This is a genomic window from Ornithinibacillus halotolerans, from assembly GCF_014637405.1.
Lineage (GTDB): Bacteria > Bacillota > Bacilli > Bacillales > Amphibacillaceae > Ornithinibacillus > Ornithinibacillus halotolerans.
The window spans coordinates 38,968-61,644 of the sequence record NZ_BMEY01000009.1 but is presented as its reverse complement, the minus strand read 5'-3'; the positions used below and the strand labels follow the sequence as shown (position 1 = coordinate 61,644).

The 22,677-nt window shown below is 35.0% G+C and carries 26 protein-coding genes and 1 riboswitch; of the genes, 20 read left to right on the top strand and 6 right to left on the bottom strand.

The annotated features are described in order from the left end of the window. Positions 1-73 precede the first annotated feature (73 nt). The 13 genes from sufC to IEV35_RS10285 all read left to right on the top strand — a co-directional run bounded on the left by sufC (position 74) and on the right by IEV35_RS10285 (position 13,894). Positions 74-859, top strand: a complete 786-nt coding sequence (gene sufC / locus IEV35_RS10345; protein WP_188384581.1) for a Fe-S cluster assembly ATPase SufC — start codon at positions 74-76, stop codon at positions 857-859. Positions 860-876: 17 nt separating this feature from the next. Then, positions 877-2,190: a Fe-S cluster assembly protein SufD gene (gene sufD, locus IEV35_RS10340; protein WP_188384580.1), complete on the top strand. Its 1,314-nt coding sequence runs from the start codon at positions 877-879 to the stop codon at positions 2,188-2,190. Beyond that, positions 2,190-3,410, top strand: coding sequence for a cysteine desulfurase (locus IEV35_RS10335; protein WP_188384579.1), 1,221 nt, complete (start codon positions 2,190-2,192; stop codon positions 3,408-3,410). The genes sufD and IEV35_RS10335 overlap by 1 nt, the downstream gene beginning before the upstream one ends. Next, positions 3,400-3,831, top strand: coding sequence for a Fe-S cluster assembly sulfur transfer protein SufU (gene sufU, locus IEV35_RS10330; RefSeq protein WP_188384578.1), 432 nt, complete (start codon positions 3,400-3,402; stop codon positions 3,829-3,831). The genes IEV35_RS10335 and sufU overlap by 11 nt, the downstream gene beginning before the upstream one ends. Before the next feature lie 29 nt (positions 3,832-3,860). Further along, positions 3,861-5,258: a Fe-S cluster assembly protein SufB gene (gene sufB / locus IEV35_RS10325; protein WP_188384577.1), complete on the top strand. Its 1,398-nt coding sequence runs from the start codon at positions 3,861-3,863 to the stop codon at positions 5,256-5,258. Positions 5,259-5,407: 149 nt separating this feature from the next. Beyond that, on the top strand, positions 5,408-6,229 hold the full coding sequence (locus IEV35_RS10320; protein ID WP_188384576.1) for a sulfite exporter TauE/SafE family protein: 822 nt from the start codon (positions 5,408-5,410) through the stop codon (positions 6,227-6,229). A gap of 11 nt (positions 6,230-6,240) precedes the next feature. After that, on the top strand, positions 6,241-7,638 hold the full coding sequence (locus tag IEV35_RS10315) for a bifunctional metallophosphatase/5'-nucleotidase (protein WP_188384575.1): 1,398 nt from the start codon (positions 6,241-6,243) through the stop codon (positions 7,636-7,638). Positions 7,639-7,710: 72 nt separating this feature from the next. Beyond that, entirely contained in the window at positions 7,711-8,016 is a 306-nt protein-coding gene (locus IEV35_RS10310) for a YunC family protein (RefSeq protein ID WP_188384574.1), read from the top strand. A 151-nt stretch (positions 8,017-8,167) separates the two neighbouring features. Further along, positions 8,168-9,244 carry an HD-GYP domain-containing protein gene (locus IEV35_RS10305; protein ID WP_188384573.1) on the top strand — a complete coding sequence of 359 codons (1,077 nt, stop codon included), beginning with the start codon at positions 8,168-8,170 and terminating at the stop codon, positions 9,242-9,244. A 59-nt stretch (positions 9,245-9,303) separates the two neighbouring features. Continuing rightward, positions 9,304-10,086, top strand: coding sequence for a sporulation protein YunB (gene yunB, locus IEV35_RS10300; protein WP_188384572.1), 783 nt, complete (start codon positions 9,304-9,306; stop codon positions 10,084-10,086). A 43-nt stretch (positions 10,087-10,129) separates the two neighbouring features. After that, a riboswitch (Lysine riboswitch) is annotated at positions 10,130-10,305 on the top strand. A gap of 132 nt (positions 10,306-10,437) precedes the next feature. After that, a complete protein-coding gene (locus tag IEV35_RS10295; RefSeq protein WP_188384571.1) occupies positions 10,438-11,970 on the top strand; it encodes a Na+/H+ antiporter NhaC family protein in 1,533 nt (510 codons plus the stop codon). A 276-nt stretch (positions 11,971-12,246) separates the two neighbouring features. Further along, entirely contained in the window at positions 12,247-13,791 is a 1,545-nt protein-coding gene (locus IEV35_RS10290; RefSeq protein WP_188384570.1) for a sodium-dependent transporter, read from the top strand. Position 13,792: 1 nt separating this feature from the next. Next, positions 13,793-13,894 carry a MetS family NSS transporter small subunit gene (locus tag IEV35_RS10285; RefSeq protein ID WP_188384569.1) on the top strand — a complete coding sequence of 34 codons (102 nt, stop codon included), beginning with the start codon at positions 13,793-13,795 and terminating at the stop codon, positions 13,892-13,894. A 75-nt stretch (positions 13,895-13,969) separates the two neighbouring features. On the opposite strand, the gene IEV35_RS10280 is transcribed toward IEV35_RS10285, so the two are convergent. Together IEV35_RS10280 and IEV35_RS10275 are read right to left on the bottom strand one after the other, a co-directional pair. Then, a complete protein-coding gene (locus IEV35_RS10280) occupies positions 13,970-14,935 on the bottom strand; it encodes a M23 family metallopeptidase (protein WP_188384568.1) in 966 nt (321 codons plus the stop codon). Between the two features lie 94 nt (positions 14,936-15,029). Next, positions 15,030-15,602, bottom strand: a complete 573-nt coding sequence (locus tag IEV35_RS10275) for a YhcN/YlaJ family sporulation lipoprotein (protein ID WP_229740716.1) — start codon at positions 15,600-15,602, stop codon at positions 15,030-15,032. Between the two features lie 132 nt (positions 15,603-15,734). On the opposite strand from IEV35_RS10275, the gene IEV35_RS10270 reads away from it, so the two are divergent. Then, positions 15,735-16,007, top strand: a complete 273-nt coding sequence (locus tag IEV35_RS10270) for a YutD family protein (RefSeq protein ID WP_188384566.1) — start codon at positions 15,735-15,737, stop codon at positions 16,005-16,007. Positions 16,008-16,044: 37 nt separating this feature from the next. Here IEV35_RS10270 and IEV35_RS10265 read toward each other — a convergent pair whose 3' ends face one another. Next, entirely contained in the window at positions 16,045-16,308 is a 264-nt protein-coding gene (locus IEV35_RS10265) for a hypothetical protein (protein ID WP_229740715.1), read from the bottom strand. Between the two features lie 151 nt (positions 16,309-16,459). On the opposite strand from IEV35_RS10265, the gene hepT reads away from it, so the two are divergent. Next, complete coding sequence (hepT, locus tag IEV35_RS10260; RefSeq protein WP_188384564.1) at positions 16,460-16,897, top strand: type VII toxin-antitoxin system HepT family RNase toxin; 438 nt, start codon at positions 16,460-16,462, stop codon at positions 16,895-16,897. Positions 16,898-16,906: 9 nt separating this feature from the next. Further along, positions 16,907-17,677 carry a 5' nucleotidase NucF gene (nucF, locus tag IEV35_RS10255; RefSeq protein ID WP_188384563.1) on the top strand — a complete coding sequence of 257 codons (771 nt, stop codon included), beginning with the start codon at positions 16,907-16,909 and terminating at the stop codon, positions 17,675-17,677. 58 nt (positions 17,678-17,735) lie between these two features. Here nucF and IEV35_RS10250 read toward each other — a convergent pair whose 3' ends face one another. After that, the gene (locus IEV35_RS10250) at positions 17,736-18,236 is read right to left on the bottom strand and encodes a phosphatidylglycerophosphatase A family protein (protein ID WP_188384562.1); all 501 of its coding nucleotides are present in this window, start codon (positions 18,234-18,236) and stop codon (positions 17,736-17,738) included. A gap of 84 nt (positions 18,237-18,320) precedes the next feature. Between IEV35_RS10250 and IEV35_RS10245 the strand changes: the two genes are divergently transcribed. After that, positions 18,321-19,301: a YutH/CotS family kinase-like spore coat protein gene (locus tag IEV35_RS10245; RefSeq protein WP_188384561.1), complete on the top strand. Its 981-nt coding sequence runs from the start codon at positions 18,321-18,323 to the stop codon at positions 19,299-19,301. Between the two features lie 51 nt (positions 19,302-19,352). Here the strand turns inward: IEV35_RS10245 and IEV35_RS10240 are convergent, their stop codons facing one another. After that, positions 19,353-19,577 carry a NifU family protein gene (locus tag IEV35_RS10240; protein ID WP_042142979.1) on the bottom strand — a complete coding sequence of 75 codons (225 nt, stop codon included), beginning with the start codon at positions 19,575-19,577 and terminating at the stop codon, positions 19,353-19,355. Positions 19,578-19,740: 163 nt separating this feature from the next. Between IEV35_RS10240 and IEV35_RS10235 the strand changes: the two genes are divergently transcribed. The 3 genes from IEV35_RS10235 (at position 19,741) to IEV35_RS10225 (ending at position 21,375) form a co-directional block, all read left to right on the top strand. Beyond that, positions 19,741-20,079 carry a YuzD family protein gene (locus tag IEV35_RS10235; protein WP_188384560.1) on the top strand — a complete coding sequence of 113 codons (339 nt, stop codon included), beginning with the start codon at positions 19,741-19,743 and terminating at the stop codon, positions 20,077-20,079. Next, positions 20,076-20,939 carry a diaminopimelate epimerase gene (gene dapF, locus IEV35_RS10230; RefSeq protein ID WP_188384559.1) on the top strand — a complete coding sequence of 288 codons (864 nt, stop codon included), beginning with the start codon at positions 20,076-20,078 and terminating at the stop codon, positions 20,937-20,939. Before IEV35_RS10235 ends, dapF begins: the two co-directional genes overlap by 4 nt. A gap of 76 nt (positions 20,940-21,015) precedes the next feature. Next, positions 21,016-21,375, top strand: coding sequence for a HesB/IscA family protein (locus tag IEV35_RS10225; protein WP_188384558.1), 360 nt, complete (start codon positions 21,016-21,018; stop codon positions 21,373-21,375). Positions 21,376-21,421: 46 nt separating this feature from the next. Here IEV35_RS10225 and IEV35_RS10220 read toward each other — a convergent pair whose 3' ends face one another. Then, on the bottom strand, positions 21,422-22,411 hold the full coding sequence (locus IEV35_RS10220) for an NAD(P)/FAD-dependent oxidoreductase (RefSeq protein ID WP_188384557.1): 990 nt from the start codon (positions 22,409-22,411) through the stop codon (positions 21,422-21,424). Between the last annotated feature and the right edge of the window lie 266 nt (positions 22,412-22,677).

Here is a 22,677-nt window from a genome sequence, read left to right as displayed (position 1 = left end):
AATGAGAATAGATTGAGAATGGATATAAATAATTTACATATCCAAAAACATAACAATTATGGAGGTATCAAATATGGCAGGATCTACATTAGAAATTAAAAATCTTCATGTATCTATTGAAGATAAAGAAATATTGAAAGGTGTTAATTTAACAATTAAGGGTGGAGAATTCCACGCTATTATGGGACCAAACGGTACTGGTAAATCCACATTAGCATCTGCTATCATGGGTCATCCTAAATACGAAATTACTGAGGGAAGCATCACACTTAATGGTGAAGATGTTCTTGAAATGGAAGTAGATGAGCGTGCTCGTGCAGGTCTATTCCTTGCAATGCAATATCCAAGTGAAGTAAGTGGTGTAACAACATCTGAATTCTTACGTTCTGCTATTAACGCACGTCGTGAAGAAGGCGATGAAATCCCACTAATGAAATTCATTAAAGAATTAGATAAAGACCTAGATTACTTAGAAATCGATCAAAATATGGCAACTAGATATTTAAATGAAGGGTTCTCTGGTGGAGAGAAGAAACGTAATGAAATCCTTCAATTAATGCAAATTAAACCAGATATTGCAATTCTTGACGAAATTGACTCTGGTCTAGATATTGATGCACTTAAAGTAGTATCAAAAGGAATTAACAAAATGCGCGGCGAAGAATTTGGCTGCTTGATCATTACTCACTACCAACGTCTATTAAACTATATTACTCCAGACTACGTACACGTAATGATGCAAGGTCGTGTTGTTAAATCTGGTGGTCCTGAATTAGCACAACGCTTAGAAGCGGAAGGATATGACTGGATTAAAGAAGAATTAGGTATTGAAGACGAAACAGTTGGGCAAAACGCTTAATAGTTAGGAGGGGTAATATGACTGTAGAGACAAAGCTACCTTATGATAGAAGTTATATCGAGCAGTTTTCAAGCCAGCTTAATGAACCAGCATGGATGAAAGAACTTCGTCTAAATGCATTGGAACAGGCTGAATCTCTGGAATTACCAAAACCAGATAAAACAAAAATTGGTAAATGGAACTTTACACGCTTTAAACATACGGCTTCTGGTGAAGTGGAAACTATTACATCTTTAACAGAATTGCCAGTTGAAATACAAGATTTCTTTGATAAAGAAGCTTTACCTGAGAATCTAGTTATCCAACGTAATCACACTGTAGCTTTCGCTAAACTAAATGATGATTTAGCAAATAAAGGTGTAATTTTCACGGATATTTTCACTGCTTTAAGAGAGCATGAAGATCTAGTGAAACGATACTTTATGAAGGATGCAGTATCTGTTGATGAACATAAATTAACTGCACTTCACGCTGCATTAATGAACGGTGGTATCTTTGTATACGTTCCAAAAAATGTACAAATTAAAGAACCACTTCAAGTTGTTTTTTGGCAAGAAGATCCGGAAGTAGCGCTTATTAATCATGTGCTAGTTGTTGCTGATGAAAATAGTGAATTAACATATGTTGAAAACTATATTTCTAATAATCAAAATGAAGAAACTGTTGCAAACATTGTAACAGAGGTTATTGCACAAGATAATGCAAAAATTTCATTTGGAGCGGTAGATAATTTTGCTGCAGGCACGACAACATATGTAAATCGTCGTGGTGTAGGTTACCGTGATGCGCAAATTGATTGGGCATTAGGACAAATGAATGATGGTGACACAGTGTCAGAAAACGTAACACATCTAGTTGGAGATGGTGGATCTGCTAACGCAAATGCCGTTACAGTTGGACGTGGAAAACAAACACAGAACTTTACTGCGAAAATTGTTCAATTTGGTAAAAATACAGATGGTCAAATCCTACAACGTGGGGTTATGAAAGAAAGTGCAACAACTATTTTTAATGCTGTTGGTAAAATTGAACATGGTGCTTCTGGTGCAAATAGTGAACAAACTTCTCGTGTACTAATGTTAAGTGAAAATGCTCGTGGAGATGCAAACCCAATCCTTCTAATTGAAGAAGATGATGTTACTGCAGGTCACGCAGCATCAGTTGGTAGAGTAGATCCGATGCAACTATATTACTTTATGAGTCGTGGAATTAGAAAAGAAGAAGCTGAACGTCTTGTTATCTATGGATTCTTAGATCCAGTAGTAAGAGAATTACCAATTGATGCTGTTAAAAAGCAGTTGAAACAAGTAATCGAAAGGAAAGTTAACTAATGGATGTAAAAGCCATTAGGCAAATGTTCCCGATTCTGGATCAAGAAGTAAATGGTCACCCATTAGTATATTTAGATTCTTCAGCAACATCTCAAAAACCAATTTCGGTTATTGAAGCTGTTGATAACTACTATCGTAAAGATAATGCCAATGTTCACCGTGGTGTTCATACCCTTGGTTCTCGTGCGACGGATCAATATGAAGGAGCACGTGAGAAGGTTCGACGTTTTATTAATGCAAAAAGTACTTCGGAGATAATTTTTAACCGCGGTACAACGACAGGTATTAATACAGTTGCATATAGTTATGCTCGTGCTAACTTAAAGCCTGGTGATGAAGTCTTAATTACTCCTATGGAACATCATAGTAATATCATCCCTTGGCAACAAGCAGTTAAAGCAACAGGTGCAACATTAAATTACATTCCGTTACAAGATGATGGAACAATTTCTTTAGAAGATGTTCGTAAACTTGTTACCGATAATACGAAAGTAGTAGCAATTGCGCATGTTTCTAACGTATTGGGAACAATAAACCCAATTAAAGAAATTGCTCAAATTGCTCATAGCAAAGGTGCTGTACTCGTTGTAGATGGGGCTCAAGGAGTTCCACATATGAAAGTAGATGTACAAGACCTTGATTGTGATTTCTACGCTTTCTCTGGTCATAAGATGTTAGCACCAACTGGAATAGGTGTGCTTTATGGGAAGAGAGAATTGCTAGAGAATATGGAACCAGTTGAATTTGGTGGTGAAATGATCGATTTTGTAGATTTACAGGATTCAACTTGGAAAGAGCTACCTTGGAAGTTTGAAGGTGGTACACCGATTATAGCTGGTGCCATAGGTCTTGCTGCTGCAATTGACTTTTTAGAAGATGTCGGAATGGATAACATTCTAAATCATGAACAAAAGTTAGCTGATTATGTCATGGACCGTCTACGTACTGTAGATGATATTAAAGTGTATGGACCTGAACATCGTGCGGCACTTGTAACTTTTAATTTAGGGGACGTTCATCCTCATGACGTTGCGACCGCATTAGATTCTTATGGTATAGCTGTTCGTGCTGGACATCACTGTGCTCAACCATTAATGAAGTGGTTAAACGTAACAGCAACAGCGAGAGCAAGCTTCTACCTTTATAATACAGAAGATGATGTGGAAAAATTAGTTGACGGACTCTTGAAAACGAAGGAGTTTTTCGGTCATGTCTTTTAACAACTTAGAGTCACTTTATCGTCAAGTGATTATGGATCATTATAAAAATCCCCGTAACCGAGGTGTAATTGAAGGAGATGCACTTACAGTTGATATGAATAACCCAACCTGTGGAGATCGTATTCAATTACAACTTCAAATTGAAGATGGTGTCGTAAAGGATGCTAAATTTGAAGGGGAAGGCTGTTCAATCAGTATGTCGTCTGCATCAATGATGACTCAAGCAATAAAAGGTCAACCCGTTGCAGATGCTTTAGAAATGTCGAAACTCTTTTCTAATATGATGCTTGGGGGAGAGATTGATACGGATTTAGACATGGGAGATGCAGAGGCATTAAGTGGTGTTTCTCAATTCCCAGCTCGTATTAAATGTGCAACCTTAGCATGGAAAGCAATGGAAAAGGGAGTTCACAATAAGTAAATGTACCATTACTAGAAGGAGGGTATATGATGGCAAAAAAAGCGCCTGAAATAGATGAGTATAAATATGGCTTTCGTGATAAAGACGTTTCTGTTTTCCGTACGGAGCGTGGTTTAACACGTAAAGTTGTTGAAGAGATTTCGAAAATGAAAGAAGAACCTGAGTGGATGTTAGATTACCGTCTTAAAGCATTGGAACATTTCTATTCACGTCCAATGCCACAATGGGGTGGAGATTTAACCGAACTTGATTTCGATGAAATTGTTTACTATGTTAAACCTTCTGAGAAACAAGGTAGATCTTGGGATGAAGTACCTGAAGAAATTAAACAAACATTCGATCGATTAGGTATCCCTGAAGCAGAGCAGAAATACCTTGCTGGTGTTTCTGCACAATACGAATCTGAAGTAGTTTATCAAAGTCTAAAAGAAGATTTACAAGATTTAGGTATTATTTTCTTAGACACGGATTCTGCATTAAAAGAGCATGAAGATTTATTTAAAGAGTACTTCGGTACAGTAATTCCATACTCTGATAATAAATTCTCAGCACTTAACTCTGCAGTTTGGTCTGGTGGTTCATTTATTTATGTACCAAAAGGTGTAAAAACAAGTACACCACTTCAAGCATATTTCCGTATTAACTCTGAAAATATGGGACAGTTTGAAAGAACACTAATTATTGTTGATGAAGATGCTTCAGTACACTATGTGGAAGGATGTACAGCACCAACGTATTCTTCAAGTTCACTTCATAGTGCAGTAGTTGAAATCATCGTTAAAAAAGATGCATATTGCCGTTATACGACAATTCAAAACTGGTCTGCTAACGTTTATAACCTAGTTACAAAACGTGCAGTAGTTGATGCTAATGGAACAATGGAATGGATTGATGGTAACATTGGTTCTAAACTAACAATGAAATATCCAGCAATCATTCTACGTGGAGAAGGTGCTCGTGGTAACACAATCTCTATTGCAATGGCTGGTAAAGGCCAAGTGCAAGATGCTGGTGCGAAGATGCATCACCTAGCACCAAACACTTCTTCTACGATCGTTTCTAAGTCATTCTCTAAAGATGGAGGAAACGTTACGTACCGTGGTGTTGTTCACTTTGGACGTAAGGCTGATGGTGCACGTGCTAATATCGAATGTGATACATTGATTTTAGATAATAAGTCAAAATCAGATACCATTCCTTATAATGAAATTTTAAATGATAATATTTCATTAGAGCACGAAGCTAGAGTTTCAAATGTTTCTGAAGAACAGTTATTCTACTTAATGAGTAGAGGTTTATCGGAAGAAGAAGCAACTGAAATGATCGTAATGGGCTTCATCGAGCCATTTACGAAAGAACTTCCAATGGAGTATGCAGTTGAAATGAACCGTCTAATCAAATTCGAGATGGAAGGTTCAATCGGTTAATAATATTTACCCAGTACAAGATATCTTGTACTGGGTTTTTTATGTATATCCAAAAATATAATACGGACTGAAAGATAAACTGCTCATTAGGAATCTATCTCTCAAAATGCTACAATGAGATAGAAACTAAAAGAACAGAGGTTTTTCATTTGGTAGTCATAATTTGTTTATTTATTGGTATCATGACAGCATTTATAGGAAGTTTAGTCGGGCTTGGTGGAGGAGTTATACTTATACCAAGTATGTTACTGCTTAGCCAGTTTGTCCCAGGCTTCGAATGGGCTACTCCACAGGCAATTGTCGGTATATCGTTAATTACAATGGTTTTCACTTCACTTGCATCTACTCTTTCCTATTTTAAGGAAGGGAGAGTAGATTATAAAACGGGTATTCTATTTTTGTCAGGAAGTATACCAGGTAGTATATTTGGTTCATGGCTAAATCAATTCATAGGGACAGAAGAGTTTTTACTATATTTTGGAATATTGATTATCGGAATATCATTACTCTTCTTCGTTAAAAGAAAACCACGAGTGCAAGTCCAAATTCAAGCAAGTAGTCATTTGCGAACTTTTCACATGAATGGGGATACATTCCAGTATTCCGTTTCACCAACTTTTGCGTTCATTCTTTCTTTAGTTGTTGGCAGTTTGTCAGGGTTATTTGGAATAGGTGGGGGATCTATTATGGTTCCAGCAATGATATTATTGTTTGGCTTTCCAGTACATATTGCAACTGCTACTTCGATGTTTATGATATTTTTTGTTAGTATGATTGGAGCAAGCACCCACATTACACTTGGACATATAGAATGGACATACGTTTTCTTCTTCATTCCAGGAGCGTGGATTGGTGGTCGCCTCGGTGCTAAAACTAACCAAATTTTAAAAGGGAAAACGTTAGAATGGATTTTACGAGTAACATTAATTATTATTGGATTACGTATGATAATTAATGGGCTAACAGCTTAAGGAGTCTACTTATGCAAGAAAAATTATATTTCTACTATACAAATGATCTACATAGTAATTTCAAACAATGGCCAAAAGTAGCTACGTTTATGAAAACAGCAAAAGAAAAGCGTGAAAAAGCCAATGATTCATATTGGCTTTTTGATATTGGTGATCATATTGACCGGGTGCACCCCATTTCAGAAGCATTATTAGGGAAAGGCAATATTACACTCTTGAATGAAATTGGATATGATGTAGTCACGATTGGTAATAATGAGGGTATTACGTTTGCTCATGAGGATTTATTTCAGTTGTATGATAACGCTAAATTTCATGTAGTTTGCGCCAATTTAGAGAATAAAAGAGGAGAAAATCCAAATTGGTTAAAGCCTACTGTGCAAATTCAATCAAATAACGGGATACGGATAGGAGTAATTGGACTAACCGCGCCATTTAAAGAGTATTATGAGATTCTAGGCTGGAATATCAAAGATATTTATCATACTTTAGGATGTCTAATCTCAAAACTAAAAGAAGAAACAGATATTATTGTTCTATTATCCCACTTAGGTATTTCTGAAGATCAAGAAATTGCTAGAGGGTTTTCGGAAATCGATGTAATTATCGGAGGGCATACTCATCATTTATTACGAACTGGAGAAGAAGTGAATCAAGCTATCATCACTGCTGGAGGAAAACATTGTAATTATGTAGGAGAAGTCATCTTAACTTGGGATCATAATGAAAGAAAATTAGTAAAAAAAGAAGCCTATACAACAGAAATTTCGAATTATCCCAACGATAACTACACATTAGAATTACTTCAAGAACTTCAAAAAAAATCGAATCATGTTCTAGGAACATCAATTGTTACAATTGATAAACCAATAAAAGTGGACTGGTATAAGCATTCAACTATTATGCAGCAGTTAACAGACTTTATTACACAAGAAGAACAAGCAGATTGTGGAATGTTTAACACGGGGTTATTATTAGAAGGATTTGAAAAAGGTGAAATAACATATGGAGATGTGCATCGCATATGTCCTCATCCAATTAATCCTTGTATAGTCGAGTTAACTGGGGCGGAATTGATAGAAGTAATTCGAGTTAGTTTAACAAAAGAATTTATGGAATTTGAATTAAAAGGATTGGGATTTAGAGGTAAGGTGTTAGGTAAGATGGTCTTCTCTAGAATCGATGTTGAGACGGAATTACATTCGAATGGGCAAGAGTTTGTATCGGAAGTTAGAATCCATAATAAACCAATAAACCCTGATAAAACTTATTCGGTAATTACTGCAGATACATTTACCTTTGGAAGACTATTGCCGGAAGTGGCACGTTCAGAAAGGAAGCAGTATATCTTACCTAAATTTATTCGAGATTATTTTGTTGAGACACTAATTACCTATTATAAAAAATAACTTTCCAATCGTGACATATATCCCCTTTATTGCATAGACATATATTGTGTATTGTGTAAAGGAGGCATTAAGTTGATTACGATTAATCCGTTGGAAGTAGAAGGTATCATGTTTACAGCGATAAAAGTAGAACTTCCTAAAACGAATCTCTTAATGATAACTAATGAGATCGGGTATATTATGTGTGGTGCATTGGATGTTGATTTACTGAGTGAGAAACTAAAGGATCGTCAAGTAATTGCTGCAAGGGCTGTCGGAGTTCGTACGATTGATGATTTGTTAAATGCCCCGTTAGAGAAAATAACAGAGGCCTCAAAGGAACAGTTTGGTTGGGAAGTTGGTATGATCGGAAAAGAAGCATTAAAACGTATCTCTTAGAAAAGTGTCTCCTTTGTGAGACATTTTTTGTTGTTCGGATATTAAAATACTTAGTAATTTATAGCGGAATTTAGAAAAATTTGATACTATGAAATTATTATTATGTCGAATTTTGACTCTTTTGGCGGAGTTAGTTAGGTAGGGGTAGGCTATGAGACTAGTATCACTACGATCAATTAAACCAGGTAATATTTTAGGGCAAACAATCTATCGCGAAAATGGAACAATCCTACTTCAAAATGGTGTCACAATATCTGATAGAATATTAGAACGATTAGAGGCACAAGGGATATCCTATGTTTATATAGAAGATGAATCCACGAACGATATTACAACTCAATCTGTAATTTCCGAGAGATTAAGACAAGAGGCTGTATCATCCTTAAAGAAATTATTTACGAATATCCGTAAAGGTAATCTAAAAGCTAGTCCACACGCTCTTGACGAAGAGTCGAGGAATATTACAGAAGTAATTACAAAAATAAAAAATGATTTAGATAATCATCCAGAATCGATTAGTATACTTACAGATATCTATTTAATGAATGATTATATTTATAATCATTCATTAAATGTTGCAATATACTCTTTAGCAATTGGAATGAAATTAGGCTTAAACTCTAAGGAATTATTAGAGCTAGGTAAGGGTGCCATGCTCCATGACATTGGAAAGGTATTTATTGATTCAGATATTATCAATAAGCCAACACAATTAACAGTAGAAGAATTTGAGGTAATGAAATCACATACAACGATTGGATATAACTTGCTTCGGAAAACACATACATATTCCTCCCTCGTTGCTCACTGTGCCTATCAACATCATGAACGATTAAATGGGTCTGGCTATCCTCGTGGATTAAAAGAAAACGAAATCCACCTATTTGCTCAAATTATTGGAGTTGCGGATGTGTTTGATGCTATGACAAGTAATCGGGTCTATAAAAAAGCTTTATTACCACATGAAGCGATGGAATTTTTATACAGTGCAGCAGTGAATCAGTTTGATAAGAAGGTTGTAGAGGCCTTTAAGTCTAGTGTTGCGATTTATCCAAACGGAATTACTGTGGAATTGAATGATAAACGTCAAGGAATTGTAATATCTCAAAATAAAAACATATGTGATCGTCCAATTATTCGGATTGAAAAAGATGGATCCAGTGAGGTCACTGCTTATGAAGTCGATTTATCCAAAGAATTAAACCTAACCATTATTAACTGTTATTAAGTTATGAATAGCATACCCCCAAAGGAACAAGCATAGATTGTACTGAGGGGGTTTTTATAATGAGAAGACATCGGATGGGTTTTCGTGGAAGGAGTTCACCTCCTCCGTCACGTTATATTTTAATGATTTCATTTATCATGGTAGTGGTCATTACGTATTTTAGTCTAAAGTTTGTTGATGAAAAGATTACGCCAACAATTTTAGAGATTGCTGAAGCGAAAACAACTGAATTTGCAACTAGAGGTATTAATTCAGCAGTTAAGTTTGCAGAAGAGTATACATTTGATGATATTGCAATTAAAGAAAAAACCGAAGCGGGTTATATATCTATAGTTGGATGGGATCAGTCGGTAGTTAATAAAATTAATCGCGCAGCAACTGATAGGGTAGAAGAGTTTTTTCATAGTATGAACCGTGGAACACCACCACAATACAGTGACCCACTTGGTGAACCAGAAGTATATGGAGATACAGTTGATGAATTAGTTGATCGAGATCCAACTGTTATTGAAATCCCACTTGGTCAAGCAACCGGGAATTCTATCTTAGCTAATTTAGGACCTCGAATCCCGATTAATCTGGAGTTAATTGGTGCTGTACGGACAGAATTAGTAGAAGAGGTAGAAGAATTAGCAATTAATGGTGTATTTGTATCGTTATACGTAAAGGTAGAAGCAGATGTGCAAATTGTTATACCTTTTACAACTGATGTACAAAAGGTAAGTACAAAAATATTAATAGACAAAACATTAGTAATGGGGGATGTACCTGATTTTTACGGTGGTACTGGGGGCAATCCTTCTATATCTGTCCCAAAAGAAGACTTGCAAGATGATGAATAATTTAGTATAGTAGATTCATAATTTAATAGAAACCTTATCAGATCGGTGAGGTAGAGGCGCGAGTAAGAAAAGTAATCCATATGAGGATGACAACGATGATTATGGATGAAAGGCTTATTTGCCGAAGCGTAATAAGGGTCGAACTTATTATTTGCTGGGGTGTCTTTGAATAAGAGGCACACTGTCATGCGGCCGACCGCATGGAGGACTACAGATCGTGATGGAGGATAACGTATATCAAAAGCAATGATAAGTTATTTTCTATCGTTGCTTTTTTTGTTTGCAAAAAACCAAAAGCGTATCTCCATGTTCGGACGGCACATACTAAATACAACATTGGAGGTAGCTTTTATGGAAGGAACAATTTTTTCTCTTATTCCAGCAGTTGTGATGCTCGTTTTAGTACTAATAACTAGGAAAGTACTCCTATCACTAGGTGTAGGAATTATTGTTGGAGCATTGTTTATTCATGATTTTAACATTTTGAACAGTGTTAAAGAAATCTGGAGTGTGTTTTACGGTATCTTTGTTTCAGAAGGATCCATTAACACAGGTGATTTACAATTAATTGGCTTTTTATTATTATTAGGGGTCATGACAGCTTTTCTACAAGCTTCCGGTGGTAGTAAGGCATTTGGAGACTGGATGATTTCTAAAATTAAGACCCGTCGTGGCGCGCAATTAATGGCTCCAATCTTTGGACTAATCATATTCATTGATGACTACTTTAATGCGTTAGCTGTCGGGCAAATAGCTAGACCGATAACGGATCGTTATAAAATCTCTCGTGCGAAATTAGCATATTATATTGACTCTACGTCTGCACCAATTACGGTTATTTCTCCTATATCAAGTTGGGGTGCTTATTTAATTGGTGTAATCGGGTCTTTAGTTGTTGTTGTCGGGCTTCAACCATTAGAAGCATTTGTTAAAATGATTCCTTACAATTTATATGCGATTGGTGCCATACTATTAGTTTTCCTTGTTGCTTATTTCGATATTAACTTTGGACCAATGAAAAAGCATGAAGATAAAGCATTGCAAACTGGAGAAGTAATTCCGAGTGACAAAGCGGTTCCAGGAGATTTATCAGATACGTTTAGTCCAAGTAAAAAAGGAAGAGTCTATCATTTAATTGTACCAATTGTTGCTCTGCTAGTTACTACAGTCGGCTTCATGTTGATAACTGGCGCAAATGCTAGTGGTGATACAGTAACACTTCTATCTATATTTGAAAATACAAATGTTAACTTCTCACTGTTTATTGGTGGTATTGTAGCAGTAGTAATCGCGTTTGTACTATATGTAACTCAACGAAATCAAAATGCAACTACTGGCCGTGTCTTTATGGAAGGTATTAAAGCGATGCTTCCGGCAATCTATATTCTTTTACTAGCTTGGGTGATAGGGTCTATTATCTCTACCCTTCAAACAGGTGAGTATTTAGCTGGAGTGGTTGAGACTGCAAATATTAGTACAGGATTTTTACCATTAATACTATTTATAATTTCTGGTTTTATGGCACTTGCTACGGGAACATCTTGGGGTACATTTGGAATTATGCTTCCAATTGCAGCTAATATCATGGCTGTAGCAGACCCAACATTAATGCTTCCTTCCCTTGCGGCAGTGTTAGCTGGTGCAGTATTTGGAGATCATGTGTCACCTATATCTGATACAACAGTACTATCGTCAACAGGTGCAGGGGCAAATCATATAGATCACGTGCTAACACAACTTCCATATGCATTAGTCGTTGCGATTGCTTCATCAATTGGATATTTAATTATTGGTTTAACGAACTTATTGTTTGTAGGATTGATAGTAACATTAGTACTTATAGTTGCTTTTGCAGTAATCATGAAAAAAGTATCAAACAACTAAAGATAGCATTGAAAATAGAGTCTAACTTTTTGGATAAATCCTCATGGAATTACCCCCAAAAGAGTGAGGCTCTTTTTGTTTATTTATAATATTTTTTAGAATGAGAAAATTTAAAAAATACTTTGACATATAAACTCCGTACCGTTATAATACAGACAAGTTCAGTAATTTCTGAAAAATAAAATATAAACTGTACAAGTAGGTAATTTAACATTATCTTAGGCTTATTACAAATTTACATATGTAATAAGGAAAAAATTATAAGGAGGTCTTCTAATGGAAACACGTTCACAGTGGGGAACGAGAGCAGGATTTATTTTGGCTGCAGTAGGATCTGCCGTTGGATTAGGTAATATTTGGCGGTTTCCGGCTGTAGCCTATGACAATGGAGGAGGGGCATTTTTAATCCCTTATCTGTTTGCATTGTTAACGGCAGGTATTCCAATTTTAATTTTGGAATTTACAATGGGGCACAAATACCGTGGCTCAGCACCGTTAACTTATCGGAGAATGAATAAGAAAACAGAGTTCATAGGATGGTGGGCAGTATTAGTAGCGTTTGTCATCTCTACTTATTATTCAGTTATTATTGCCTGGGCAATGTCTTATTCTGTTTTTTCATTCAACTTAAATTGGGGTTCTGATACTGGAGCGTTCTTAATGGGAGATTATTTGAAACGCACAGTTGCACCGGGAGAATTAGGTAGTCTAGTACCAGGAGTATTAATCCCGTTAATATTAGTTTGGGTAATTACACTTGGTATCTTATTCAAAGGTGTTAAGAAAGGTATTGAGATAGCGAACCGTATTTTTATACCAGCATTAGTAATCGTATTCTTAATCATTGTAATTCGAGCTATCACATTACCAGGAGCATTAGATGGTTTAGAGGCGTTCTTTACACCTGATTTTAGTCGAATACTCGATCCAGAAGTATGGGTAGCGGCATATGGACAAATATTCTTTAGTTTATCGATTGCATTTGCAATTATGATTACGTATTCTAGTTATTTGCCTAAAAAATCGGATCTAACAAATAACGCTTTTATAACTGGGTTTGGTAACTCATCTTTTGAAATCCTAGCAGGTATTGGAGTATTTGCGATTTTAGGGTTTATGGCTGGGCAAGTCGGTGTACCTGTTGATGAAGTTGTCTCGGCTGGTGTAGGATTAGCATTCGTTGTATTCCCAGAAATTATTAATCAATTCCCAGGACTGAATGCATTATTCGGATTCTTATTCTTTGCATCTTTAGTTCTAGCAGGTTTAACTTCTTTAATGTCTATTTCAGAAACATATATATCTGGTTTAATGGATAAATTTAAAATTTCTCGTGGAAAAGCTGTTGCATTTGGTGGTGGAACTGCAGCATTAATATCACTATTGTTTGCGACACAGGGTGGACTATATCTGTTAGATGCAGCTGATTACTTCATAAACCAATTTGGTGTTGCATTATTAGGGTTAATTGAAGTAGTATTAATCGCTTGGGTATTACGAGAAATTAAGAATTTGAAAGAACATGCCAATGAAATATCTGACATTAAGCTTGGCTCTTGGTGGACTGTTAGCTTGTCCTTTATAACCCCAATTGTCTTAGGATATATGATGTATGGTTTGTTTAAATTGAACTTACTAAAACAGTTTACTGGTGAAGAGAATACAACAGGAAACTATGAAGGGTACTCCGATGCCTTTATCTTATGGGGTGGCTGGGCAGTAGCTGCTGGAGCTTTAATTGTAGGTATTATTATGGCTATAACGAAATGGAAGAAGCCGTCAGCTAATGAGGAAGAGAACTTAAAGAAGGAGGCACAATAAAATGGCCTGGATCTTTTTTATGATTCTATCTATTGTTATTGTTTGGGGAGGTTTGGCAGCGAGCATTTGGTGGGCTGTTAAAAAATCAAAAGAAGCTAATTAAGAAAGTCCAGTACGGTTTTCGTAGTATTGACTAGAAGATAGAAAAAGCGGATGTCCTAAGAAGACATTCGCTTTTTTAACGCTTATTTCTAGCCATTCTTTCCCACTTTCTCAAATACGGATAAGGGTCAAATGACCATTCACTATACCCATTATCTTTATACATGCCATAATGTAAATGAGGTGGGAATTTCCCTGATGTTCCTGGAGGTCCATAACCGGTAGATCCAACACTTCCTAATACATCCCCTGGCTTTACAATTTGTCCTACTTTTAATCCTTCCTCAAAGCCACTTAAATGGGCATAATAATGATAAATATTGAAGATATCTCGTATACCAACTCTCCAACCACCATACAAATTCCAGCCTTTTAACTCTACTACTCCATATGTGGTAGAGTGTACAGGAGTACCATACCCTGCAAAAATATCTGTTCCTTCATGAATGCGATTCCCACCAAAACCACGTCTATCTCCCCACGTATTTCTATAACTATAATTATAATTTATCGCTACTGGAAAGTCCCGGTCAGTTAAATAAATCGCTTTAAATTTTTTAAATACTCTAGCTGTATTTTTTATTGTTTGTACCGTTAGGTCTCTTTTGTAATAATTCCATAACGCAATCTTAAAATCTTCTTCAGAATGACCGAAAGATTTAATATAAGAAGCCATTGTAAATAGTACATCTTCACCGTTTTCTGGGTCTGCTTTTTTATCTCCATTTCCATCTTTACCGATACCGTTAAAAAATTCTATTGATTTTATATCTGTCGATGCATTACCAACTCCAAACCAATATTCTGGAGGGATTCTTATAGAAATTAATTGGTCTGGTTCTAGATCTTTGTGAATTTGTCGCTCATATTGATCAACAGCTGCGATATAATACCAAGGAATTTCAGTGAGGGCAGCTGTCTTTTTATACAATGCTAGCCGTTCTTCATAAAGAGATTTTTCCTTATCTTCAGCTAAAACGGTGTTCGGTAATAAGATAATGATTAATAAAAAGAGCAGAAATATTACTAATTTCTTAGCCATGTTTTCACCTCAGAACAGAAGTCAATTCAATCAGAAAATGGAACTAGTATATTTTGCTAAAGGAATAATGTAAAAGTTAATCGGACTAACAATGTTAGTCCGTTAAATCCTCTTTATGTTTAATACCTTGAGGTGTTTCCTTCATTCGATTAATGATTTGCTCTAAAGTATTGTCATAATCACGGTTTGAAGGAGATGAACGATGTAAGCTTTGAATATCGTTTATTAACATTTCATTATCTGATACGTACACATCATAAAAACCAGGCATTACCGATACTGCAGTTTTACTTGCGATATCAGCAGCAATAACTCGATCTAATGCATCATCACGGTCATAAGCAATTAACACTTCTTGGTCTGTAACTAATGTAGCAACTCTGTTGAATCCTTCATTCTTAAGAATAATTTTTGCTATCATATCTGCCATCTGACTATAGTCTATAGTAACAGCATGGTTTTGTTCATTCTCTTGATTCAATTGGTCTCTTGTATAATTAACATAACCAACTTTCGGGTTTTCATTTGACATATTTTCGATGTTACTTTCATTATTTGGATTTACATCAGTTGGAATTTGGTAATCATTACTAGAAGAGTTATCCGTATTTGTACAGCCAACTATAAATATGGTTAGGAATAAGATACTTAATATTTGTTTCAACATAATTTCCTCCTTCATTCGCTATCAGATACTACTAGTTTGTTGTATAATATGAAAATCATGCAATAAAAACGAAGATAGCTGATTTTATCAAAAGTATGGTAAACTAAAGGCAACAGATGAGGGGTGAGAATTGTGATTGAATTATTTGGCAAAAATTATGAGTTGATTGAAAATGTAAAGGACGGATTCCAACAAAAGGCGTTAGAGGAACGTTACTCAGATATTCTAAAGAAATATGATTACATAGTTGGTGACTGGGGTTATGAGCAATTACGACTTAAAGGCTTTTATCATGATCATAATTCGAAAGCATCCGAAGATACCAAAATTAGTGCATTAGATGACTATTTATTTGAGTATTGTAATTTCGGCTGTGCTTATTTTGTTTTGCAAAAGAAAGATTGAGTTGGAAATAGGGGGGATGTCCCCCTAAATAGTTTAATCAATCCTCTTCTACATCATCATGAAGAGGGTGTGCTCCTTTAATTTGACGGGGGAGATCCTCATGTTGATTTTTATCAGGAAAGACAAATGCACTTTCTCTTCGTTGTCCTTCTTTCCATGGTGTTGATTTACCTTCCACTGCTTGTTCCTTATTTATGCTTGATCCAAAAGGTCCTTCTGGAAACTCTTCCGGAATTAAATAATTATTTTGGTATTCAACGTTTGAAAAATTAGAAAATTTCTCCTTGTCCTTTTTACCCAATTGAATCATCCTTTCTTTCTAATAGCCTTTCCAAATAATCGATCGAATAATTATCCATTACTTACCTACTCTCTACTCGAGGACAATCATTTATTAGTTTAATTTTTTTATGCTATGATGGAATTGTATATGAATGTTGGAGGTATCATAAATGTATTTTGTAGACAGAAAAAAAGTAGAAGAAACATTACAATTTATTGAAGAGCTCTTACAAGAGTATAAAGAAATTCATGTCGAAACAAATTTAGAAAAGTTTGCTTTGGAAAGGCTATCACAGCTTTTAGTTGAATCCATTATCGATATTGGCAATATGATGATTGATGGATTTATTATGCGAGATCCAGGAAGTTATGAAGATATTATTGATATTTTAGAGGATGAAAAAGTAATTCCGAGTGAAGAAAGTAGTGGCTATAAAGCAGTTATCGACTTAAGAAAAATGTTAGTTAAAGATTATTTACATGTTAATCATGACCATATTCAGACAGTATTAGACGACAATTATGAAATGTTAAATCATTTTACCACTCGTATTCGTGACTATTTAACAAAGGAAATTGGTGTAGCTAACGCATTCACGAAGGAGTAGTGATGTTACATGTTTAGGGGCTATAAAGGATACCTTATTGATTTAGACGGGACGATGTATAAGGGAAATGAGGTCATTGACCAAGCACCACAATTCATTCAATCTTTAGTTGAAAAAGACATTCCATACTTATTTTTAACAAACAATTCTTCAAGAACAAGCACCCAAGTTGCAGAAAAGCTCAATCATTTAGGAATTGAAGCAAGTGCTAAAAATGTATTTACAAGTAGTATGGCAACCGCAAAATATATCAAGCAAACAAATCCAAATGCGATTTGCTATGTTATAGGTGAAGAAGGGTTATTTGATGCTTTACAAAAAGAAAATGTCAAAGTGGCAGATGACCATCTTGTAAGTAATACAGTTGTTGTCGGAATCGATCGTTACATCAATTATGAGAAATTAGCTTGTGCATGTTTAGCAGTGCGAAATGGAGCTTCTTTTATTTCTACTAATAGTGATCATGCATTACCAACAGAACGGGGTTTACTACCTGGAAATGGAGCTTTAACAACCGTTATTTCAGTAAGTACTGGGGTGAAACCTCAATTCATAGGAAAACCTGAAACCATTATTGTGGACCAAGCATTACATGAACTAGGAACAACCAAAGAGGAAACAATCTTAGTTGGGGATAACTACAATACAGATATTCGTGCTGGAATAAGTTCTGGAATGGATACATTAATGGTATTTACAGGAGTGACTCCTTTTAAGGATTATGATTCGTTACCAATAAAGCCAACGTATTACGTAAGAGATTTGAGTGAATGGTTGTAATAATAATATTGGGTTTGACTCTTACCTTCGACGAGTCAAACCCTTTTTTAATACTACATTACTCAGCATCTTGTGCAGCATGTGCCAATCTACTAGAAGCAGCTGCTGCAATAGCTCCAACAATATCATCCAAAAATGTATGACACTGGCCAGTTGACTTATCATTCAAACGTTTTAATATGCCAGGCTTTTGTTTATCGATATACCCATAATTTGTAAACCCAATGGAGCCATACACATTAACAATAGAGAAAGCAATAATCTCATCAACCCCATATAACCCTTCATCGATGGCAATGGTCGTCTGTAAAGGCTCTTCTAGCATATTCTTCTCTGCAAGCTTATCGAGCTGTATACCTGTCAATATAGCATTTTGTACTTCACGTTTCTCTAGAACGCGATCAACATTATAAAGACAATCATCCATACTCAAGTTATCATGATACTTTGACTGTAAATAATAAACTAATTCTGCAATATCTTGTAATGTAACTCCTCTCTCTTCTAATAGTTCTCTTGCCTTTTGATTTAATACTTCATTTTTAATTTTTTTATCCATGTTTATCACTTTCTCCTTTTCATGGTTAAAATTAGTTTAATTTCTCATACATTTAATAGTAAGGGTGTCTGGGAGGGAAATATGATGAGAGAATTATTATTAGTAAATTATAATATTCATGTGACGGAACAAGTAAGAATAAATGGAAGAGATGGTTTTCACGATAAGTATAATTATTATTTTATCATTTCTGCTACTAACAAGGAAATGATTCTCTTAGAACAAGCTGCACTTGCTTATTATCTTACCGAAATTGGTTATAAACATACGGCTATTCCCATACCGACGATGGGGAATAAATGGTTTGTTGAAAAAGATAATCAACATTATCTCGTGCTAAAAGTAGAGAAGATTCAAGATAGTTCAACCTTAACACACGGACAAAGAATGGCAGAATTTCATAATAAAAGCGCAGAATATCAATATGAACCGACAGAAATTTCTAGTTATGGACAATGGAAAGAATTATGGATAAAAAAAATAACAGCCTATGAACAGAAAATTCAATTAGAAATGGAAGGCAAATCAAGTTCAAATAAATATTATCGTCTTCTAGTGGATATGTTTCCCTATATTATTGGCATTAGTGAAAATGCAATTCAATATATTCAAGAAAGTGAAACGGAAAAACGATTTCATAAAAGTGATCAAGGTGTATTTACATTTCACAGGTATACGAATGATTTACTACAACCTATTATTTGGACAGATAAGTTAGTATATGATCATCCCTCTAGAGATTTGGCAGAATATATAAGACATCATTTGTTATTAGATTCTGTTCCAATAAATGAAATGAAACAGTTCTTAATTGACTATCAGGAACTACGACCGTTATCTGTGTTTAGTTGGAGATTGTTGTATGCCCGTCTAGTCTACCCAATTCATCTATTTGATTTTATCGAGAAAGGATTTAATGGGGAAAATGTAGATGAATATTATCAAGATTTGAAACAACTATTAAAGATTCAAAATAGGTATGAGAACAGATTGAGTGAGTTATTTGATTTATTAGATGTGGATTATAAACGGTATGATTTTCCCATTATTAAATGGCTGGATTAGGAAGCAATAAAAAAGCAGTCAACATTCTCTGTTGGCTGCTTAAAAGATTTATTAAAAAACTTGTTCGATTTCTTTTACACCTGGTACTTCTGCCATTAAGGCACGTTCAATACCTGCTTTTAATGTAATTGTTGAGCTTGGGCAGTTACCACATGCACCCATGAGACGAAGAAGTACAATGCCATCATCATCAACATCAACTAATTCAACATCCCCACCGTCACGTAGTAAGAATGGACGTAATTTATTTAATACTTCCTGAACTTGTTCACGCATTATCCATCTTCTCCTTTCCTAACTTTATTATATAGATGCTTCATAAAAAAATCTATTCCAAATTTAAAACCGCCTACATTGGTAACTATTATTTTATCTTTATATAAAGATTTTGTAAAATAAAAGAAACTAAATAATTAAAAAAGAAAGGGGAGAAAGGGGATTGAACAATAAAGAGGTATTAATAACGGTTTACGGGGCAGAGCAAATTTGTGCTAGTTGTGTTGGTGCACCAGGCTCAAGAGATACGTATGAATGGTTGCAAGCTGCAATAGCAAGGAAATATGAAGTAGACAGGATAAATTATAAATATATCGATATAAATATTCCACAATCAGAAGAAAAGCATCAAGCATTTGTGGAGAGAATTTTTGAAGAAGATTTATTTTATCCGATTATCTTTGTAAATGATGAACTGGTGGCAGAAGGAATACCAAGATTAAAAACAATTTATAATGCTTTAGACCAACAGGATGTCAAATTAATCGGAGAATTAAAATGAGTTTAGAGATACCTTTTATTAAGATGCACGGGCTAGGTAATAATTACATTTATATTGACTTATTTAGATATACATTAGAGGAAAAACTCTTATCTGAAGTTGCTATGAAAGTGTCGGATCCCAATATTGGTATAGGTTCAGATGGAATGATATTAATTCATCCAACTAATAAAGCTGATGTTGGGATGCGCATTTTCAATAAAGATGGTTCAGAAGGAAAAAATTGTGGGAATGGCCTTCGATGTACGGCTAAGTACGCATATGAATCTGGAATCGTACAAAAAACACATTTTCTTATCGAAACAAAATCAAGAATTGTTGAAGCAGAAGTATTAGTAAATGATGGAAAAGTGGATGAGGTCACAATCGATATGGGTAAACCAACTTTAAGACGTTCTCTAATACCAATGCTCGGACTTGATTCTGAACAAGTTGTTCAAGAACCTTTCCCAATTGAAAATAATATGCTATATGTTACGGGAGTATCGATGGGTAATCCACATGCAGTATTCTTTGTGGAAGATATTACTCAAGCACCACTGTACGAATTAGGTGAAAAAATAGAAAAAGATCCAAGATTTCCAGAACGAGTGAATGTAGAATTTATCGAAATAATGAATGAGAAAGAGATTAACTTCCGAGTTTGGGAACGTGGTTCAGGAGTAACACAAGCATGTGGTACTGGAGCTTGTGCGGCAGTTGTTGCTGCAACTCTAAGTAAATATATCCCGAAAAACCAACAAATTACTATTCATTTACAAGGTGGAGATTTGTTCATCAAATGGGATGAAAATGGTCATGTGTGGATGACCGGAGAAGCTAAAACAATTGCTACAGGTTCATTTTATTATCATAATTAATGTATAGGTAGTGCAATCTTGGATTAGTGGTTTGAATCATGTATACTATTAATAACCATTTATAGGAGGTGTTACAATGGTTTTAACATTAACTGAAAATGCAAGTCTACAAATAAAAGAAATGATGAAAGCAGAAGAGACAAAAAATATTCGTCTACGCTTTGGGGTAAAAGGTGGCGGTTGTAGTGGTCTATCTTATTCCATTGGGTTTGACGAAGAATTAAATGAAGAATTGGACCTTGTGGAAGTTATCAATGGCATACCAGTTGTTATTCATAAGCCAGACATTCCAGTAATTCAGGGGACTACAATAGATTTTAAACAGAACTTAATGGGTGGCGGCTTTACAATTGACAACCCAAATGCAATACTTTCCTGTGGCTGTGGATCTTCATTCCGTACAAAAGAAACGGTCGGAGCACCAGAAAAATGTTAATAAAAGCATGAAAAGGTTAATCCTTTTCATGCTTTTTTATAGTCTTCTATTCAAACATACTTGTTGAATGTTTCGGCTGTACTCTAGCTTTTGGATCAATATATTGTTTTGCATTATTAACGGCTGTAGGTCCTTCTCCAAAACCAGTTGCAATCAATTTGACTTTCCCAGGATACGTACAAATATCACCGGCAGCATAGATTCCTGGAATATTCGTCTCCATTTTTGTATTAACAACAATACTATTTCTTTCTATGTCAAGTCCCCAATTTTTTATTGGTCCTAAAGTAGAGATAAATCCATAGTTACAGATAACATCATCTACTTCTAATTCCATTGTTTGGTCACCTTTTACTTCTTCTAATAGAATTTTTTCAATTTTATTTGAAGCAACAATATCACTAGCTGCAAAAGGTGTAATCACGTCTACTTTAGAATTCATTAATCGCTCGACACTATGTTCATGAGCTCGAAATTCATTTCGGCGATGGATTAGAGATACTTTTTCAGCAATTGGCTCAAGCATTAAAGCCCAATCAACAGCTGAATCTCCGCCACCTAAAATAGCGATTTTTCTACCTTTAAATTGATTCATATCTGTAATATAGTAATGTAAATTAATACCTTCAAAATCCTCGGATTGGCCGATATTTAAACGGCGAGGTTGAAAGGCACCGTTTCCTGCAGTAATTATCATTGTTTTTGTATAATGTTCTTCACCGGTATTTGAAGTTAATTTAAATGACTGGTCTTCTAATCTTTCTACAGTTTCAATTGACTGTCCTAATACGATTGTTGGATCAAACATTTTTACTTGTTCTTCTAGGTTATCTACCAATTCTTGGGCTCTTACCTTAGGAAATCCAGCAATATCATATATGTATTTCTCTGGATAAAGGGCTGTTAGTTGACCACCAGTATGTGGTAAACTTTCAATAATCTTTACACTTGCTTGGCGCATACCACCATAAAAAGCAGTAAATAATCCAGCAGGACCTGCTCCTATTATTGTTATATCGAATACTTTATTTGTCATTGAATTACCTCCTCATTAAAACACCATTAACATCGTACCATAATTTGTTACTTCATGAAATTCATCAGTCCTGTCTTCTATGAATAAAAGAATCTATATTTTAATGCTTGAAAAATAGCTTTAAAAGGTCTATCATATAGATTGGACAATATATTACGATTGTGTGACATTCACATTAATTATATTTGTATTAATCTTTTCTTTTATTTTTATACGTGAAAAATGTCACATGCGTGTAATAGAATAATAATAAATGGATGTGATGA